Genomic DNA, 17,550 nt, shown 5'->3' with positions numbered 1-17,550 from the left:
TGCCGTATGGACAGTGCGGAGTACGGCGGGCTCGAGCAGACCCTCGGCCAGCCGATTGCCGGTAGCGCGCCCGCCGAATGGGGTTTCCAGAACCGCACCGACCTACTCACCCTCGCCGACGGCGACCGGATGGTCCTGCAGCGCTACCGCGACCCCGACGACGCCGAACGCCGCCTCCGGATCATGCACACCCTGCTGGAACCGGCCGCCAAACGCGGCATCACCATTCCGCGGATCCGGCGATTCGACCTCGACGCCGACCCGGCCTGGATCGTCTTCGACGCCCTGCCCGGCGTCCCCATCCCCGCCAGCGACGAAATCGGCCTGGCCAGCCCACGATTCCCCGCCATCGCCCGCGAGATGGGCACCCTGCTCGCCGCGTTCCGTCGGCTGCCGACGGCGGGTCTGCAACTCGACGACCTCTGGGCGACCCCCACCCGCCTGGTAGAAAGCGCGACCGTCTGGGCCGCGCAGGTGGAGCTCTCCGTTGCGCAACGCGCCACCCTGGACCGAACCCTGCGTTCCCTGCCCACGCTGTTCGCCGACCGCCCCGTTGTCCTCGCGCACGGCGACTTCACCCCGGTGAACATCCTGCACGATGGTGAAACCATCACCGGCCTCCTCGATTTCGAATCCGTCTGCCTGGCCGATCCGCTGTTCGACCCCGCCTGGTGGTCCTGGTCGGTCGGTGCCGCCGGACAAGACGCCCTCACTCCGGCCTGGCCCGCGTTCCTCGAAGGGGCGGGCTTCGACCCCGACGAACCCGATCTGACGCAGCGCATCGAAGCCCTCCAGCTCCTCCGCACGCTCGAACTGCTCGCCGAGAAAACAGATCTCAGCCCCGCGGTGCGCACCGTCGCGCAGGAGCGGCTGACCGGCATACTCGGTCGATCAGCGTGACTGTCACACTCCGTCGTGCTGCGTCGTCCTCTCAGTGAACGCGGAACAACGCACCGACACCGAGGAGCAGCAATCATGACGACGACCAAGAAGATCGCGGTGGCCGGGGCGACCGGACGGCTGGGCAAGCACGTGGTGGATGTGCTGACCGAGCAGGGCCACGAGGTGGTGGCGTTCTCACGGAAGAACGGCGTGGACATCGAGACCGGCGCCGGTCTGGTCGAGGCACTCGATGGCGTACAGGTCGTCATCGACGCGTCGAGCACCCCGTCCGCCGACAAGGACATCGCGACCGAATTCTTCACCGCCGCCGCCCGCAATCTGCACGAGGCCGGACAAAAGGCAGGTGTCGAGCGCCTGGTGGTGGTGTCCATCATCGGCATCGACAACGCCACCGCGGGCTACAACGCCGCCAAACTCGCTCATGAGCGCGCCCTGCTGGCAGGCCCGCTCCCGGTGCAGATCCTGCGCGCCGCCCAGTTCCACGAACTGGTCGAGGTGATGACCCAGTGGGGCACCCAGGGCGACGTGGCCTACCTCGCCGAGATGCGCACTCAGCTCGTCGCCGCCCGCACGGTCGCCGAGGCCCTGGTCGACCTGGCGGTCAACCCTGCTCCGGCAGCCACCGACGGCCCCTTCCCGGAAATCGCGGGACCGCAGCCGGAAACCATGGCAGGCGCGGCAACCCTGCTCGCCGCCCGCCGCGGCGCGCCCGCTCGCGTCGTCGAGGTCAGCGACCCGGCGAACCCGGACCGCGAAAGCTTCGAGAACGGCACCCTGCTCGCCAGCCCGCACGCCACCCTCGCGGGCCCCAGCTACGCGGACTGGCTCGAAGCCACCTACCCGCCCGCCAAGTAGCCCGCGCGCCGAAATCCGCATCGCTTCGAATCACGAAGCGATGCGGATCGCGGGTGTCAGTTGGTGGCGGTCAGGTCGTAGAGGGTGACGCCGTCCACCTCGGTGGCGGTGAAGTTCGCCTTCACCCACTGGGTGATTTCGGAGCTGGTGGACTTGCCGGAAGACCCGGGACCTCCTCGGCCGCCACCTTCGCCGCCGATGAAGTAGTGGATCTTCCCTTGCGCCACATACTCTTTGAACTGCGCGAGGGTAGGGGATGGGTCGCTGCCGTTGAAGCCGCCGATGGGCATGACGGGGAGTTCGGTGGCCAGTTGGAAGCCTGCGGCGCTGTTGGAGCCGACCGCCGCGCCCGCCCAGGTGTAGGTGCCGCTGTTCTGTTCCAGTAGTGCGACGACTTTGTCACTGGGTTTGCTCGTGCCGAGTAGGCCACCGGCGACCATCATTTCCGAGCCATGTCCGCGGGTAACCATGCCCGGCACCGCACCCCGCGGGCCGGGGCCGTTTCCGGGTTGACCGTCGCCCGGGCCATCCGGCATCCCGTTCATTTCCTCGGCCCACGGTGGGCGGCCGAACATGCCCCATCCGCCGACATTGGGTCCCGCCGACGGGATCGCGCCCACATGCGGAGTCGCGATGGTGTCGATGGCGTAGGCGGTCGGTCCGGCCAGGCCGGTGAACGCGATGGCCAGTGCGGAGACAATGGCCAGCTTCCTCGGGGCGGAGATGAGCACGGCCACCGTCGCGAGTACGCCGACAATCAGGATGGTCCACCGCAGCCACGGCACCCAATGCACGCTGCGGGACAACAGCAGCCACGCCGTCGCGGTGGTGAGACCGACGGCGAGCGCGAGCATCGACCGGACCCAGAGTCGCTGCCGTTCCCGCCACAACAGCACCGCGCCCGCACCGACCAGTGCGGCGACAGCCGGAGCCAGTGCCACCGTGTAGTACTGGTGGAAGATCCCGGCCATGAAGCTGAAGGTCAATCCGGTCACCAACAGCCAACCGCCCCAAAGAATCAACGAAGCACGCTGGCGGTCGGTGCGGGCCGCCCTGCCGCGCAACAGGATTCCGGCCACCAGCGCCACCAGTGCGGCAGGGATCAACCAGGCGATCTGACCGCCCTGTGCCGGTTCGAACATGCGGGTGATGCCGGTGCTGCCCCACATGCCGTTCCCGCCGGGTGGTAGATCTCCACCACCGGGTCCGACACTGCCTCGCTCGTTGCCGCTGAGGCGGCCGAGCCCGTTGTAGCCGAGCGTGAGCTCGAGGATCGAATTCTCGTGCGAGCCACCGATCCACGGCCGCGACGCGGCGGGCCACAGTTCCACGGCCAACAGCCACCAGCCTGCCGCCGCAATCATGGCGGCTGCGGCGGCGAACAATTGAAGGATGCGTTTGCCGAGCGCGGGCGGACCGGCGAGCAAATACGCCAGTGCCAGCGGGGGAACAACCAGGAGTACCTGTAGCTGCTTGGTGAGGAAGCCGAATCCGATGAACACACCGGTCAGCACCAGCCACCGCCACCGGCCGTCCTCGACCGCCCGCGTCATCGCCCATGCCGCGGCGACCATCAGGAACACCAGTAGCGCATCCGGATTGTTGAACCGAAACATCAGCGCCGCAACCGGAGTCACCGCGAGCACCAGCCCGGCGAGCAGTCCTGCGGCGGGCCCGAACGGCCTGCGCACCGTCGCCCACACCAGCGCCACACTCGCCACTCCGAGCAGTACCTCGGGTACCAGCATGCTCCAGCTGTTCAACCCGAACACCCGCACCGACAACTCCATCAACCACAGCGCGGCGGGCGGCTTGTCCACGGTGATCGAGTTCGCCGCATCCGACGATCCGAAGAAGAAGGCTTTCCAGGACACCGAACCCGCTTGTACCGCAGCGGAATAGAACGAGTTGGCCCACCCGTTCGAACTCAGATTGCACAGGTACGCGATTCCCGTGCCGATCAGCAGTGCCGCCAATGCCGGGTATTCCCAACGCATCTTGGGCTCGGGCGTCGGCTGCGGCAATGCCTCGGTCGGCGGCGCAAGGGTCGCGGTCATCGCGGATCCGCCTCGTTGGTCATGGCGTCGCGCACCACCGGGCTCGCCGGTGCCGCTGAGTCCGCGGGCCCGGCGGTGCTCGAATCACTGTGCTCGGTTGCCGTCCGCCGAGCTGGGCTCGGCGTATTGCGGAACACCCACCGCAAGCCGACGAACCGCAGGATGGTGGCGAGCAGGTTGGCGAGCACCAGCACGAACAACTCCAGATGCACCGGCGCGTTCGGCGCCCAGTGATGCAGCGTGAACAGCGATCCACTGGTCAACGCCAGCCCGATGCCGAAGATCAGCAGCCCTTGGAACTGATGCGACACCGCACCGGTCGACCCACGCACACCGAAGGTGAAGGCCCGGTTGGCCGCCGTATTGGCGACCGCGGTGATCAACAGCGCCAGGAAGTTCGCCACCTGCGCACCGGTAAACGATTGCAGCACAACGTAAAGCAGCAGGTAGGCCAGCGTGCTCAACACGCCGACGATCGCGAACCGCACCAGCTGACCGACCATCCCGAGCGGCACCCCCGGCACCAATGGTTCGCGCCCCACCGCTCGGCGCAGTTCTTCCAGTGGCAGTGCGCCGGTGGCCAGCGCGCGGGTCAGTCGCCCGATGCCGAGCAGATCCTTGCGCGCGGTGTCGACGATGTCGACGCGGCTGTCCGGATCGTCGATCCAGTCCACCGGCACCTCGTGAATGCGCAGCCCGGCCCGCTCGGCGAGCACGAGCAGCTCGGTGTCGAAGAACCACTCGCCGTCGCGCACCAGCGGCAGCAATTGCCGCGCCACCTCGGTGCGGATGGCCTTGAATCCACATTGCGCGTCCGAAAAATGCGCCTGTAGTGAGGCTTTCAGCAATAGGTTGTAGCAGCGGGAAATGATCTCCCGCTTTGGCCCGCGCACCACCCGCGAGGACGCGCTGAGCCGGGTGCCGATCGCGAGGTCCGAATGCCCGGTGATCAGCGGCGCCACCAGCGGCAGCAGCGCGTTCAGATCGGTGGACAGGTCCACGTCCATGTAGGCGACCACTTGTGCGTCGGAGTGCTCCCATACCGCGCGCAGCGCTCGTCCGCGCCCCTTGGCGTCCAGGTGCACCACCCGCACGCCGTCGAGCTCCGCCGCGAGCAGCTGGGCCACCTGCAACGTGGCGTCGGTGCTGGCATTGTCGGCTACGGTGATCCGCGCGGGGAAGGGGAATCCTGCCCGCAAGTACGCGTGCAACCTGCGCACACAGATGCCGAGGTCGTTCTCTTCGTTGTAGACGGGTATCACCACGTCCAGCACGGGCACACCCGGTGTCTCGGCTAATTCCGCCGCCGCGACGGTCACAGTCTCGGTCATACAGACCACCCTCGACGGCCACGCTGCCACGGGGCTGGGCCTCAGCTGTGAGGTTCCTGGGGGCTCGAGACCGGCGCGGATCGGTCCCGGGGTCGGCGCCCGTAGCGTACGGTCTCCAGTATCGGGACCGTTCAGGTCCTCCGAGCAAAGGACCACGTTTGTCCGACAAGTCTCCGCGCAGCTCGATGTCGAAGAAATCCGGGAAGTCTCTGAAGGAGAAGCGAGCGGACAAGAAGACCAAGTCCGCCCCCGAGCAAAGCATCCTCGATCCGAAGAAGCGCTGACTGCCGCCGCTGAGCGAGGCGCTCGGCCCCTCGCTCAGCGGATTTGTCCAGCCGACCTGGCAACTCACCCAGGCCGCCCGGAACCCGGGGCGATCAGGCGCGCACCTCTTGCGCCTCCTCGACAATTTGCACCACCGGTTTGTCCCGACGCCGCAGCAGCGCCAGCACGAGGGCACTGCCGAGCAGCCCGACGACGCCGCTGACCGCGAGTGTGGCCTGCACGCCCGCCGCCGCCGCGGTACGCACCGCCGCCTCGAGTGCGGCTCGTGCTTCGGCCGGAACCTGCTGCGCGATCGCCGCCGCCTGACCGCCTCCGACAGCACGCGCCGTGACCGCCGCGTCCGGCACCGCATGCGCGGCGAGCACATCCCGTGCGCGCACGGTGAATACGCTGCCCAGCGTGGCGATCCCGAGCGCGAAGCTCAACTGCTGCGCGGTATTCACTGCTCCCGTTGCCATTCCGGCCCGCTGCCACGGAACCGCGGCCATGGCAGCCGAACTCAGCGTCGCGGTGGCGAGGCCGACACCGAGACCGATCACCAGGAATCCGGGAACCAGTGCCAGCCAACCGGCTTCGCCGTGCACGAGCACCGCGCCCAGTATCCCGCCGACGCCGACCGCGAAGAGCCCGCCGCCGATGATCCGGCCGCGATGCTCGCCGTGCAGGTACCTGCCGATGGCACCCGAAACCAGAAAAGCCATGACGGACAACGGGAGTCCCACGGCCCCGGCCTGGATGGCGCTCAGGCCGAGCACCGACTGCATCCAGATCTGGCTGTACATCAGCGCGCAGAAAGCCGCGAAAAACAGGGCGGCGGCCGCTATGAGCACGCCGACGAACGATCGGTCGCGCAACAGCGCGAGATCGAGCATCGGCTGTTCGGAAATGCGTTCGACGAGAAAGAACGCGACGAACGCGATGGCCGCGACCAGCAGCAACCACCAGGTGACCTGGTTCGACCACCCGTGTTCGTTGGCCCGGATCAGCGCGTAGGTCACCGCTGCCGCGGCAACGGCGAAGGTGGCCATGCCGCCAAGATCGATCCGGCCGCGGTGCGGTCGCTCGCCTTCCGCGAGCACCGCAAGGCACAGCGCGATGCCGACGGCACCGATCGGCAGGTTGACGAAGAAGATCCACCGCCACGACGCGAGATCGGTGAGCACGCCGCCGATGATCGGTCCGACGGCACTGGACGCACCCGCGACAGCGCCCCACACCCCGTACGCCGCGCCGCGGTCGCGCCCGTCGTAGCTGTTGTTCAACAGGGCGAAGGTGGTGCACGACATGGTGGCCGCGCCGACGCCCTGCGCCACCCGCGCGATGATCAGTACGGCGGGATTCGGCGCGAACCCGCAGGCCAGCGAGGAAATCGCGAACAAGACCAGCCCGGCCAGGTAGGTGCGGCGATGCCCCGCCAGGTCGGCGATCGAGCCCGCGCCGAGCATGAGCGCCGCCATCGCGAGGGCGTAGCCGTCGACGACCCATTGCAGCGAGCTGAACGACGCGTCCAAGTCGTTGCGCATATCCGGTAGTGCGACGTTCACGATGGTGACGTCGATCAGCAGCATGAAGGTGCCGAGACACACCGTCAGCAGCGGCAGCCATTTCCGCAAAGCCGTTGTCCTCTCTCGAAATCGGTCGTTTGAGACGGCGTCGAGTATCCGAAGAAACGGCGAGGCCGGTCGTGCGACGACCTTTTCGGCGTAGATTTCCTCCCTATGGCGCGCGCTGCGATAGGCAAAAATTCCATATTGGACGAAGTCGATACGCGGATCGTGTATGCGCTGCAACTCGACCCCCGCGTCTCGTTCGCGCGCGTCGCCGCCGAACTGGGTGTCGCCGAGCAGACCGTCGCCCGCCGCTACCGGCGGTTACGCCGCGACGGGGTGGTCCGGGTGATCGGCGCGGTCGATCCCCGCGCGGTCGGCGAGAACGACTGGATCATTCGGGTGCGCTGCCGCCCGGACGGCGCTATGCAGGTGGCCGAGGCGCTGGCCCGGCGCGACGACGCCGCGTGGGTCAGCATCGCGGCGGCGGGTGCCGAGGTGATGTTCTCCCTGCACCCGCGCACTCAGCAGGACCGCGACGACCTACTGGTGCAGCGGTTGCAACGCACCGCACCGGTGCACGACATCGCGGCGGCCATGGTCCTGCATCGCTTCGTCGGACCCGATGTCACCGACTGGCGGGGCAGGCAATTCATCGGCCGGGAAAAGGGCGCGACAGCAACGGTTCACGCCGAGTCGGATCTACAGCTGCGGGATGAGGACGACGCCCTGCTCGAGCTGCTGGCCCGGGACGGCCGCGCCAGTTACTCGGTATTGGCACGGGCCACCGGCATGAGCATCGGCCGCGTGGCGCGCCGGATCTCGGCCTTGCAAGCGGCGGGCATCCTGTACTTCGATCTCGACATCGCTCCTGCCGCTTGGGGTTCGAGCCTTTCGGCGTTCCTTTGGCTGCGCGTCGCGCCGGCACAGTTGGCTGCGGTGGGCCGTGCCATCGCCGAACACGACGAAACCACCTACGCCGCAGCGGTTACCGGGCCGTTCAACCTTTTCGCCGTGCTGACCGCGGGCACCGCCGACGACCTGTACCACTACGTGACCACCGAGATGGCCACCCTCGACGGCGTGCACAGCTTCGAACTCACACCCGTGCTCGAGCGCCTCAAGCAGGCGGGCACCCGTACCGTCGGCGGGCGACTCATCCATCCCACCCCGTCGCCGCCCCGCGCGCGCACGTCCCGCCGACGGTGAATCGCTCGAACCGGTGAAACATCCTCGGGGTTACGGGTTGGCGGGGGCCGAGCGGCCGTTGCTGCCCGCGGTGGGAAATGTTTGTGCCGGTAGACCTTCCAGTACGGTCATCGGCTTGGTCGGCGAACTCGGTGCGGGACCGAAGAATTCGTACTCCGCGGGGTCAAGGCGTCTGGTCCGCAACCAGTACTGCCAGGTGAATCCGGACCACAGCGTGCGGTTGTTTCCGTGCTCGTCCAGATACCAGCTCCGGCAGCCGCCGGTGTTCCACACCGACCGCGACAGCCCACGCTGCAGCCGGGCATTGAACCGATCCTGGGCGGCTCGTCGCGGCGCAAGGGCGACCGCGCCCTGCGCGCGTACCTGCCGAATCGCTTGCAGCACATAGTGGATCTGCGCCTCGATCATGAAGATCATCGAGTTGTGGCCGAGGCCGGTATTCGGTCCGACCAGGAAGAACGCGTTCGGCATGTCGGCGACGGTGATACCGAGGTGCGCCTGCACCCCTTCCCGGTCCCACCGTTCGGTCAGGTCGACACCGCCGAGGCCGACGATCGGCAGGTTCTTGTACGACTCGATCACGTGGAAGCCGGTGCCGTAGATGATCACATCGGCCGGGCGCTCGACGCCGTCGGCGGTGACGATGCCGTCCGCGGTGATCCGGTCGATGCGGTCGGTGACCAGCTCGGTCTTGGGATCGGCGAGCGCGGGATAGTAGGTGTCGGAGCCGAGCAACCGCTTGCAGCCTGCTCGGTAGTCCGGCGTAACCTTCGCTCGCAGTACCGGATCGGCGATCTGCCGTTCGATATGCCGCCTGCCGAGCCGCTCGATCACCTTCAGCAGACCCGGTCGCCAGTTCATCGCGTAGCCACCGACCTCGAGGCCCCAGTAGATGCCATTGCGCAATGCGAAGCGCAAACCGGGAATCCTTCGCAGCGCGCGCCGAAACCCGTCCGAGAACTCCGTATCCCCCCGCGGCAGTACCCACGGCGGGGTGCGCTGATATACCGTCAACTCTGCTACCTGGCCGACGATCTCCGGCACGAATTGAATTGCGCTGGCGCCTGTCCCGATCACCGCGACCCGTTTGCCCGCGAGTTCGACTGCGTGGTCCCACTGCGCCGAATGGAAGGTCGGACCGGTGAAGTCCGCGCTACCCGGGAACTGCGGAATGCTCGGAATGTGCAGCGCCCCAACGGCGGACACCAGGAATTGCGCGACATACTCCTGACCGTCGGCGCTGAACGCGTGCCAGCGCCGCTCGGCCTCGTCCCAATACCCGTGCGCCATGTGCTGACGGAAGCGAATGTGCGGGCGCAGCCGATACTTGTCGGCGACTTCCCGCAGATACTCGAAGATCTCCTGCTGCCCCGAGAAGAGCTGCCGCCAATCGGTGCGTGGCTCAAAGGAATACGAATACAGGTGGGACGGCACATCGCAGGCGCAGCCCGGATAGGTGTTGTCCCGCCAGGTCCCGCCGATCTCCTCGGCCTTTTCGACGATGAGGTAGTCGTCGATGCCCGCTTCATCGAGCGCGATGCCCATGCCGAGGCCGGAGAATCCGCTGCCGACGATCAGGATTCGGGTGTGGATCGCGGACGTCATCGTCCCCACCGGCTCTCTGTGCTGCACATAGAAACCCGGAAGTATGCATTACCACCGGTTCCGTCTACTTTCCGAGTGTGTCCCACGCCTCATCCGATGTCAACGCCGCGACCGCGCCATCGGTACCGCTGGTAGCGGGTAGCATCCGGAATTGTGATGCGCAGCGGGCGAAATGTAGACGAGGTACCGCGCAAGCGCGTCGACGCACGCACGGAGCGGTGGCGTGAGCACCGGCTCAAGGTGCGGGAGGAGTTCGTCGACGCGGCGTTCCGCGCGCTGGACAAGTTCGGGCCGGATGTCAGCATGGGCGATATCGCCAAGCAGGCCGGCGCGGCAAAACCCAAGCTGTACCGGCATTTCGAGGACAAGACCGACCTCTACAACGCCATAGTCGACCGGGTCCGCGACATGCTGTGGGAGCAGATCATCGCCAGCTTCGACCTGACCAACGACTCGGCGCGTGAACTGGTGCGCCGTGGGGCGGCGGAGTACGTGCTGGTGGTGTCGGAACACCCGAACGTCTTCCGATTCATGCTGCACAGTCATTTCGCGCAGCAGTCCGACGATTCCGAACGTGCCCTGCAATCCGCCCGCCAGTCGGCGCGGCGGGCCGCCGACCTGTTCGCCGAGCTACTTGCCGACGAGTCGGTCGAAGTGGACGGCGTCGAACTCGTCATCTATTCGATCTTCGGCGCGGTCGCCTCGGCCACCGATTGGTGGCTCGGCGCGAACCGGCTGAAGACGCCGGCGATGCCGATCGAGAAGTTCGTCGCCTACCTCGCGGAAACCATTTCCGCGCTCACCGAGGCCAATGCCCGGCTCAACGGCATCACCATCGATGCTGATCTGCCACTGCACCTAGCCTTTTCCGGCGAGTAAGTCGTGTTCGGACGGCCGCGGCGTCGCCCCGGGTCGACGCTGGCGGCGGTGGTCGCATTCGCTGGAACGACGCTGTTCTCGTTCGGCCGCTGCATCGAGGCCGACCGCGTTTGCGACATCCTTATTGTCTCAGGACCCACCGACAAGAATTAGCCCCCGAATGCCGGGTCGGGCACCTGGTTACTGCTCGAGTCCCTGCGGCTTCCCCGCCGATTACCGCGGTCAGTCCTTGTGCAACCGCCAGAGCGGCGAAACCGGGCCGTGGCCCGCGCCGAGGTCATACGAGGCGGCAAGGCAGCGGTAGGTCCAGTCCTTGGCAAATTCCACCGCCTCCGGTACCGAATACCCGTTCGCCAATGCGCACGCGATCGCCGCCGCGAGAGTGTCGCCGCCGCCGTGGTCGTTGCCGGTGCTGATCCGCGGCGCGGTGAACTCCAGGAATTCCGCACCGTCGAAGAGCAGGTCGGTGCTGTACTCCGAGGACCGCAGATGCCCGCCCTTGACGATGGCCCACTGCGGTCCGAGTTTGTGCAGTTCCATCGCGGCACGGCGGGCCGACGCGTCGTCGGTGACGTCGATTCCGGTGATCAGCCGGACCTCGTCGAGGTTCGGCGTCACCACCGTGGCCAGCGGAATCAGCGTGTGCCGCACCGCGTCCAGCGCTTCCTCGTGCAGCAGCGGGTCGCCGTGCATGGAGGCGGCGACCGGATCGACGACCAGCGGAACCCGCCCGTCCCGGCCGATGCCCACCTCGCGGCAGACCTCAGCGACGGCCTCGATGATGGCGGTCGAGGCCAGCATGCCGGTCTTGACGGCGCCGATGCCGATATCGGTGGCAACGGCGCGCACCTGGCCCGCCACGATGTGCGGCGGGATCTCGTGGAAGTCGCTGACTCCCACCGAGTTCTGCACCGTCACCGCCGCGACCGCCACGCAGGCATGCACCCCGCACAGGGCCATGGTGCGCGAATCGGCCTGGATTCCGGCGCCGCCGCCGGAGTCGGTCCCGGCAATGGTGAGCACCCGAACGGGGGTCTGCCCGTCGGGGGGCAATGGCAACAACTTCACGGGACAAACCCTACGACCGTTCGCCCACGCAGCGGCGCGCAACCGGCGACCCCGGACAGCGACAGTAAATGAAAACCATTATCATTAAGAAATGACCACGTCACCGACCTCCGATCTGCTCCCCGTCACCGTGCTGTCCGGCTTCCTCGGTGCGGGCAAGACGACGCTGCTCAACCACATCCTCGCCAACCGGGAGGGCCGCCGGGTCGCGGTCATCGTCAACGACATGAGCGAGGTCAATATCGACGCCGCGCTCGTCGCGGGGCAGGGCCATCTGGACCGCACCGAGGAGAAGTTGGTCGAGCTGACCAACGGCTGCATCTGCTGCACGCTGCGCGAGGACCTGATCGAGGCGGTGGGCCGCCTCGCGCGGGAGGGCCGGTTCGATCAGCTGGTCATCGAGTCGACCGGCATCTCCGAGCCGATGCCGGTGGCGGCGACCTTCGACTGGGAGTTCGAGGACGGCTTCAAGCTCGGCGATATCGCGCGGCTGGACACCATGGTGACGGTGGTCGACGCGTCCACGTTCCTCGCCGAAGTGGCCCGCGGCCAGGCATTGGCCGAGCGGAATCTGCAAGCGGGCGAGGGTGATGCGCGTACCATCGCCGACTTGCTGGTCGACCAGGTGGAATTCGCCGACGTACTGCTGGTGAACAAGACCGACCTGGTCGGCGCGGCGGCCGCCGGTGCCGTGGAAGCGACGGTGCGCAAGCTCAATCCGCGGGCCCATGTGCTGCGTACGACCAATGGTGTCGTCGACTTGGCCGACGTGCTCGGCACCGGTCGGTACAACCCCATTGTCGCCGCCGAGGCCGAGGGCTGGGAGGACGAATTGGCGGGCGGGCACACGCCGGAGACCGAGGAGTACGGCATCCGCAGCCTCACCTACACCGCGGACCGTCCGTTCCATCCGCTGCGCCTGTCCGAAGCGCTCGGCGAACTGCGAGGGTTGTTGCGTAGCAAGGGTTTCTGCTGGATCGCCAGCCGGGCCACGCTGGCGGCCGTCTGGTCGCAGGCCGGACCCAACCTCGTCTTCGAGCCCGCCGCGTGGTGGTCGGCGCTGGAAGTGCCTGCCGGGCAGGAGATCGTCTTCATCGGCATCAAGCTGGACCGGGTCCGGGTCCGCGCCTTGCTCGATGCCGCCCTGCTCACCGATGCGGAATTCGCGGCTGGGCCCGCGGAATGGGCCACCTACCGTGACCCGTTCCCGGCCTGGGGCGACCTACACGAGCACGCCTGATCGCGTAGGTCTCGCACTGCTCGCACCCTGGCCTCAGTGGGAGATGCCCGGGGCCTGGTGCAGGTAGGTCGTGTCGGTCAGCTGCTCGAGCATGAAGTCCGCGATATCGGCACGGGCGATCTTCAGCGTGAGTCCGGGTTCGTCGCCGGGGAAGCCGCGGCGGAAGTTGCCGGTACGCGGGCCGTCGGTGAACGCGCTCGGGCGGACGATGGTCCAGTCCAAATCGCTGGCGCGGACGTACGCTTCCTGCGCCACGTGGTCGGCGTAGGCCCGGCGCAGCAGCATCCCGAACAGCAGGTGCTTCCACAGGAAGTTCAGGTTGGGGCGGCTGTCGCCGACGCCGAGCGTGCTCTGGCAGATCAGCCGCTTCACCCCGGTCCGGTTCATCGCCTCGATGATCGCGCGGGTACCCGCGGCGCGGACGATGCCCTTGCGGCCGTCGCCGAGGGCGACCAGCACGGCATCCTGGTCGGTCACGGCCCGCTCCACCGAGCCGGTGTCGAGCACGTCGCCCTCGACGATGCGCAGGCGGTCGTGCCGCTGGGTGATCCCCGACGCGTTGCGGGTGAAGGCGGTAACCTCGTGGCCCGCTTCGAGGGCCTGCTCGACGACCAGACGACCGACCGTGCCGGTGGCTCCGAAGACTACGAGTTTCATGGTGTTTCTCTCCTGGTTTTGAAAGCTGTTGAGCTGTTGTTGAATCCAGTACAACAGTGCGGAGTGAGACGAACCATGGCCGTGAGTCTCGATGACATAAGAGACTGTCTCGAGCGTGCCGAACATGCGACGGCCCGCACCCGGTGAGGCGGGTACGGGCCGTGCGGTAGGGCCTCAGCGATACTGGGCGAAGAACTCGGTGATCTCGCCGGACATCAACTCGGGCGCGACGTGGTGCAGGTAGTGCGTGTACACGTCGTGGGTCCGCCACGAGACGATGTTGCTGTGGTCCCGCTCGGCGAAGCGGCGGATGCCGTGGAAGTCGCCCTTCGAACCGGACAGTGACAGCGGGACGGCGATCGGCTCGGCCGGCTTCTCGGCCTTGGCCTTCTCGAAGTAGTGCCGGATCGCGGAACCCGCTGTGCCGGTGAGCCAATGGATCGCGATGTTGGTCAGCACGAAGTCGTCGTCGAGGTCCGGCCCGAGCAGCTGGCTGTTCCAGCCGACGAGCCCGGCAGGCGAATCCATCAGCGCGTGCGCCAACGTCTGCGGTTGCTGCGACTGCAGGATGTTGAAGCCCATCTTGTTCTTGACGAACCAATCGAGGGTCGCCAAGGACTGCGCCTCGTCCTCGGTCAGGTCGGCCATTTCCGCCGGATCGCCGGACGGGAACGAGTACACCTGCGAAACCTGGACGGCAACAACATGTTCCGGGTCTACGCGGCCGAGCTCGGGGGAGATCTGCGCGCCACCGTCATTGCCAACCGCGCCGTACTTGTCATACCCGAGCCGGCGCATCAGCTCGGCCAACGCCTTGGCGATCCTGGTGTCGTTCCACCCGGCTTCCGTTGTCGGGCCGGAGAATCCGTAACCCGGCACCGAGGGGATCACCAGGTCGTATCCGGCAGCGGTGAGCGGCTCGATGACGCTGAGGAATTCGATGAAGGTGCCCGGCCAGCCGTGGGTGAGGATCAACGGGAAGGCGTTGTCCTGCTTCGACTGCACGTGCAGGAAGTGAATGTTCTGCCCGTCGATCTCGGTGGTGAACTGCGGGTAGGCGTTGAGCTCCTGCTCGACCTTGCGCCAGTCGAACCCGTCGCGCCAGTAGTCCACCAGGTGGCGGACCCGATCAACGCTGACGCCGTAGGTGTCACCCGAGCCGGGGATCTGGTCGGCCCAGCGGGTGCGGGCCAGCCGCGCCTGCAGATCGTCGAGATCGGCCTGGTCGACGGCGATGCGGAAGGGGGTGATGGTGGTCATCTGAGCTCCTTGTGAAACGGAATGCTTCGTTCTGTTTGAACAGTAGCAGAACGGATCATTCCGTTTCAAGTGCTACCCTGAAATCATGTCGAAAACATCAGCTGCCCCAGCTCAGAAGGGGTTGCCCGGCCGTAAGGCGCAGGCGGCCCGCAACGACGGCCTCATCCTGACCGCCGCGCGCGCCGTTTTCCTGGCCGACGCCAATGCTCCGATCGCCGCCGTGGCCGAACGCGCGGGGGTGGGCATCAGCGCGCTCTATCGCCGCTACCCGAGCAAAGAAGTCCTGCTGCGCACCCTCTGCTACGACGGGTTGCGTCGCTACAACGCCGAAGCCGATGCGGCGCTGGCGGATTCGGATGGCTGGCAGGGCCTGGTCGGATTCCTGGAGCGGGTCGTCGACGCCGACGTGCACTCGCTGACGGTCCACCTCGCGGGGACGTTCACCCCGGATGATTCGTTCCTGCCCGAGGTGATGCACTCGGCCGAGGTGACCGAGGAGATCGTGCGCCGCGCCCACGCCACCGGTCGTCTCCGTCCGGGCGTCACCCCGCAGGACCTCGGCCTCATCTTGGAATCGTGCGCGGCCATCTCGATGCCCGATCCGACCCGCACCGCGCAACTACGCCGCCGCGTCCTCGCCATGTTGCTGGCAGGTCTGACCGCCGACGGCGACCTCCCCGGCCCACCACCCCAGCCGGGCGAGTTCGCCTGGCGCTGGGAGCGGCGGACCTGACTCGCGCGAGCGGGACGTGGTTGCGGTCGACATCCAGGTACTAGACCCGGCCGAATGCCAACGCGACATTGTGTCCGCCGAAGCCGAACGAGTTGTTCAGGGCGTAGTCGATGCGCTGTTCGCGTGCTGCACCCGCGACGATATCGAGCTCGATCTCCGGGTCCTGGTTGTCGAGATTCAATGTGGGCGGAACGATTTGGTCGCGCAGCGTGAGCATGGTGACGAGTGATTCGAGTGCGCCCACCGCGCCGATCGAGTGGCCGAGTGCGGATTTCGGGGCATAGACCGAGGCGTGCGGAGCGACGGCAGCGATCGCGTTGGCCTCCGACGCATCACCGATCGAGGTGGAGGTCGCATGTGCGTTGATGTGCTGGATATCCGAAACCTGCAGGCCCGCAGTCTGTATCGCCTTTCGCATGGCCCGTGCCGCGCCGACGCCCTCGGGCTCCGAGGCCACGATGTGGTAGGCGTCGGAGGTGATGCCAGCGCCGAGCACCCGGCCGTGGATCTCGGCGCCGCGGGCCCGCGCGTGCCGCTCCGATTCGAGCACCAGCAGCGCGCCCGCCTCGCCGAAGACGAATCCGTCCCGGTCCCGATCGAACGGCCGGGACGCCCGCTGCGGCTCGTTGTTGCGGGTGCTCATCGCCCGCATCATGGCGAAGCTGGCGATGGGCACGGCGTGGATGTGGCCTTCGACGCCGCCGGTCACCACGACATCGGCCTCGCCGGTGCTGATCAACCGCCAAGCCTGCGCGATCGCCTCGGAGCCGGACGAGCACGCCGACACCGGTGCGAAAACCCCTGCCTTGGCGCCGATTTCGAGCCCGACGGTGGCGGCGGGTCCGTTCGGCATCACCATCGGCACCGACATCGGCGACACCTTGCGGTAGCCGCCGGCCCGCATCGCGTCGACCGCGTTGATCAGCGCGTCCCCGCCGCCGAGCCCGGTGCCGATGGCGACGGCGAGCCGCTCACCGTCCAGCTCCGGGGCGCCCGCCTTGCGCCAGGCCACGCGGCCGAGCACCAGTGCCAGCTGTTCGACATAGGACAGTCGCCGCTGCTCGACCCTGGTCAGCTGCGCGCCGGGCGGTGACTTCAGCTTCCCGCCGATCCGCACCGGCAGGTCGTACTCGGCGACGAAGTCCTCGTCGAGCACGCCGATGCCGCTGTGCCCGAGCAGCAGCTCGGACCAGGTCGTATCCATGTCCTCGGCCAGTGCTGTGGTGGCCGCGTAACCGGTGACGACGACGGCATCCCGAGTTTCTGAAGCGATTGTTACAGTCACGATGTCATGGATACCTGTACCAATCGCTACAGTCAACTCATGGCCCGTCCCCTCGACCACGCGAAACGCGCCGAATTGCTGGCTGCCGTCGTGCGCTACATCGCCGACCACGGCCTCGTGGACCTGTCGCTGCGTCCGCTCGCCGCCGAGCTCGGTACCAGCTCGCGCATGCTGATCTACTACTTCACGACCAAGGAAGAACTCCTGGTCCAGGCGCTGGCCACGCAGCGCCCGGACGTCGCGGCGCTGTTCGCGGAGGTCGACGATGTCGCGACGCTGCGGGCCCGCCTGTGGGAATTCTGGACAACCAACACCTCCGGCGCCGGCCGCACCAGCGTCAGGGTGATGCTGCAGGTGCTCGGCGCGGCCTGTACCGCGCACAGTCCGTACACCGACTACGCGAAGACGGCCATCGCGACCTTTATTGATTCCCTTGCTGTGGGCTTGCGCGGCCTCGGCTCCGTTGCGGATCCGGAATTGGTAGCGACACTGCTGGTTTCGGGCCTACGTGGGATCCTGCAGGACCGCCTGATCACCGGTGATGCCGCCCGCACCGACCGCGCCGCTCGCCTTTTGATCGATCAAGTCCTCCCCTGACACCCGCTCGTCGGCCTTTCGTGGGGCCACTTTCGCGCG

The 17,550-nt window shown here is 67.3% G+C and carries 16 protein-coding genes; 8 read left to right on the top strand and 8 right to left on the bottom strand.

Annotation, left to right across the window (positions count from 1 at the left end; genetic code table 11):
- Nucleotides 1-6: 6 nt before the first annotated feature.
- Together KV110_RS39010 and KV110_RS39005 are read left to right on the top strand one after the other, a co-directional pair.
- Entirely contained in the window at nucleotides 7-900 is an 894-nt protein-coding gene (locus KV110_RS39010; RefSeq protein ID WP_218472105.1) for a phosphotransferase family protein, read from the top strand.
- A gap of 75 nt (nucleotides 901-975) precedes the next feature.
- Nucleotides 976-1,758, top strand: coding sequence for an SDR family oxidoreductase (locus KV110_RS39005; protein WP_218472104.1), 783 nt, complete (start codon nucleotides 976-978; stop codon nucleotides 1,756-1,758).
- Nucleotides 1,759-1,814: 56 nt separating this feature from the next.
- On the opposite strand, the gene KV110_RS39000 is transcribed toward KV110_RS39005, so the two are convergent.
- Complete coding sequence (locus KV110_RS39000) at nucleotides 1,815-3,815, bottom strand: glycosyltransferase family 39 protein (RefSeq protein ID WP_218472103.1); 2,001 nt, start codon at nucleotides 3,813-3,815, stop codon at nucleotides 1,815-1,817.
- Nucleotides 3,812-5,146 carry a bifunctional glycosyltransferase family 2/GtrA family protein gene (locus tag KV110_RS38995; RefSeq protein WP_246634234.1) on the bottom strand — a complete coding sequence of 445 codons (1,335 nt, stop codon included), beginning with the start codon at nucleotides 5,144-5,146 and terminating at the stop codon, nucleotides 3,812-3,814. Before KV110_RS38995 ends, KV110_RS39000 begins: the two co-directional genes overlap by 4 nt.
- 158 nt (nucleotides 5,147-5,304) lie before the next feature.
- Between KV110_RS38995 and KV110_RS41895 the strand changes: the two genes are divergently transcribed.
- Nucleotides 5,305-5,430, top strand: a complete 126-nt coding sequence (locus tag KV110_RS41895; protein ID WP_281427718.1) for a hypothetical protein — start codon at nucleotides 5,305-5,307, stop codon at nucleotides 5,428-5,430.
- A 93-nt stretch (nucleotides 5,431-5,523) separates the two neighbouring features.
- Here KV110_RS41895 and KV110_RS38990 read toward each other — a convergent pair whose 3' ends face one another.
- Nucleotides 5,524-7,044: an MFS transporter gene (locus tag KV110_RS38990; protein ID WP_218472102.1), complete on the bottom strand. Its 1,521-nt coding sequence runs from the start codon at nucleotides 7,042-7,044 to the stop codon at nucleotides 5,524-5,526.
- A 138-nt stretch (nucleotides 7,045-7,182) separates the two neighbouring features.
- Here KV110_RS38990 and KV110_RS38985 point away from each other — a divergent pair, with 138 nt between their 5' ends.
- Nucleotides 7,183-8,187 (top strand): Lrp/AsnC family transcriptional regulator, encoded by a 1,005-nt coding sequence (locus KV110_RS38985; RefSeq protein ID WP_218472101.1) that lies wholly within the window; start codon nucleotides 7,183-7,185, stop codon nucleotides 8,185-8,187.
- A gap of 30 nt (nucleotides 8,188-8,217) precedes the next feature.
- Here the strand turns inward: KV110_RS38985 and KV110_RS38980 are convergent, their stop codons facing one another.
- Nucleotides 8,218-9,792 (bottom strand): flavin-containing monooxygenase, encoded by a 1,575-nt coding sequence (locus KV110_RS38980; protein ID WP_218472100.1) that lies wholly within the window; start codon nucleotides 9,790-9,792, stop codon nucleotides 8,218-8,220.
- A gap of 156 nt (nucleotides 9,793-9,948) precedes the next feature.
- On the opposite strand from KV110_RS38980, the gene KV110_RS38975 reads away from it, so the two are divergent.
- The gene (locus tag KV110_RS38975) at nucleotides 9,949-10,671 is read left to right on the top strand and encodes a TetR/AcrR family transcriptional regulator (RefSeq protein ID WP_218472099.1); all 723 of its coding nucleotides are present in this window, start codon (nucleotides 9,949-9,951) and stop codon (nucleotides 10,669-10,671) included.
- Nucleotides 10,672-10,893: 222 nt separating this feature from the next.
- Here the strand turns inward: KV110_RS38975 and thiD are convergent, their stop codons facing one another.
- The gene (thiD, locus tag KV110_RS38970; protein WP_218472098.1) at nucleotides 10,894-11,739 is read right to left on the bottom strand and encodes a bifunctional hydroxymethylpyrimidine kinase/phosphomethylpyrimidine kinase; all 846 of its coding nucleotides are present in this window, start codon (nucleotides 11,737-11,739) and stop codon (nucleotides 10,894-10,896) included.
- A gap of 91 nt (nucleotides 11,740-11,830) precedes the next feature.
- Between thiD and KV110_RS38965 the strand changes: the two genes are divergently transcribed.
- Nucleotides 11,831-12,979 carry a GTP-binding protein gene (locus KV110_RS38965; RefSeq protein WP_218472097.1) on the top strand — a complete coding sequence of 383 codons (1,149 nt, stop codon included), beginning with the start codon at nucleotides 11,831-11,833 and terminating at the stop codon, nucleotides 12,977-12,979.
- A gap of 33 nt (nucleotides 12,980-13,012) precedes the next feature.
- On the opposite strand, the gene KV110_RS38960 is transcribed toward KV110_RS38965, so the two are convergent.
- Complete coding sequence (locus KV110_RS38960) at nucleotides 13,013-13,636, bottom strand: NAD(P)-dependent oxidoreductase (protein WP_218472096.1); 624 nt, start codon at nucleotides 13,634-13,636, stop codon at nucleotides 13,013-13,015.
- Nucleotides 13,637-13,810: 174 nt separating this feature from the next.
- Nucleotides 13,811-14,896, bottom strand: a complete 1,086-nt coding sequence (locus KV110_RS38955) for an epoxide hydrolase family protein (protein ID WP_218472095.1) — start codon at nucleotides 14,894-14,896, stop codon at nucleotides 13,811-13,813.
- Between the two features lie 85 nt (nucleotides 14,897-14,981).
- On the opposite strand from KV110_RS38955, the gene KV110_RS38950 reads away from it, so the two are divergent.
- Nucleotides 14,982-15,629 (top strand): TetR/AcrR family transcriptional regulator, encoded by a 648-nt coding sequence (locus KV110_RS38950; protein ID WP_246634233.1) that lies wholly within the window; start codon nucleotides 14,982-14,984, stop codon nucleotides 15,627-15,629.
- 40 nt (nucleotides 15,630-15,669) lie between these two features.
- Here the strand turns inward: KV110_RS38950 and KV110_RS38945 are convergent, their stop codons facing one another.
- Complete coding sequence (locus tag KV110_RS38945) at nucleotides 15,670-16,914, bottom strand: KasA/KasB family beta-ketoacyl-ACP synthase (protein ID WP_218472094.1); 1,245 nt, start codon at nucleotides 16,912-16,914, stop codon at nucleotides 15,670-15,672.
- Nucleotides 16,915-16,953: 39 nt separating this feature from the next.
- Here KV110_RS38945 and KV110_RS38940 point away from each other — a divergent pair, with 39 nt between their 5' ends.
- The gene (locus KV110_RS38940) at nucleotides 16,954-17,511 is read left to right on the top strand and encodes a TetR/AcrR family transcriptional regulator (protein WP_218472093.1); all 558 of its coding nucleotides are present in this window, start codon (nucleotides 16,954-16,956) and stop codon (nucleotides 17,509-17,511) included.
- The last annotated feature ends 39 nt before the right edge of the window (nucleotides 17,512-17,550 follow it).

It is taken from the genome of Nocardia iowensis (assembly GCF_019222765.1).
In the GTDB taxonomy this organism is placed as follows: domain Bacteria; phylum Actinomycetota; class Actinomycetes; order Mycobacteriales; family Mycobacteriaceae; genus Nocardia; species Nocardia iowensis.
This window is presented reverse-complemented; position numbering and strand designations above follow the sequence as displayed.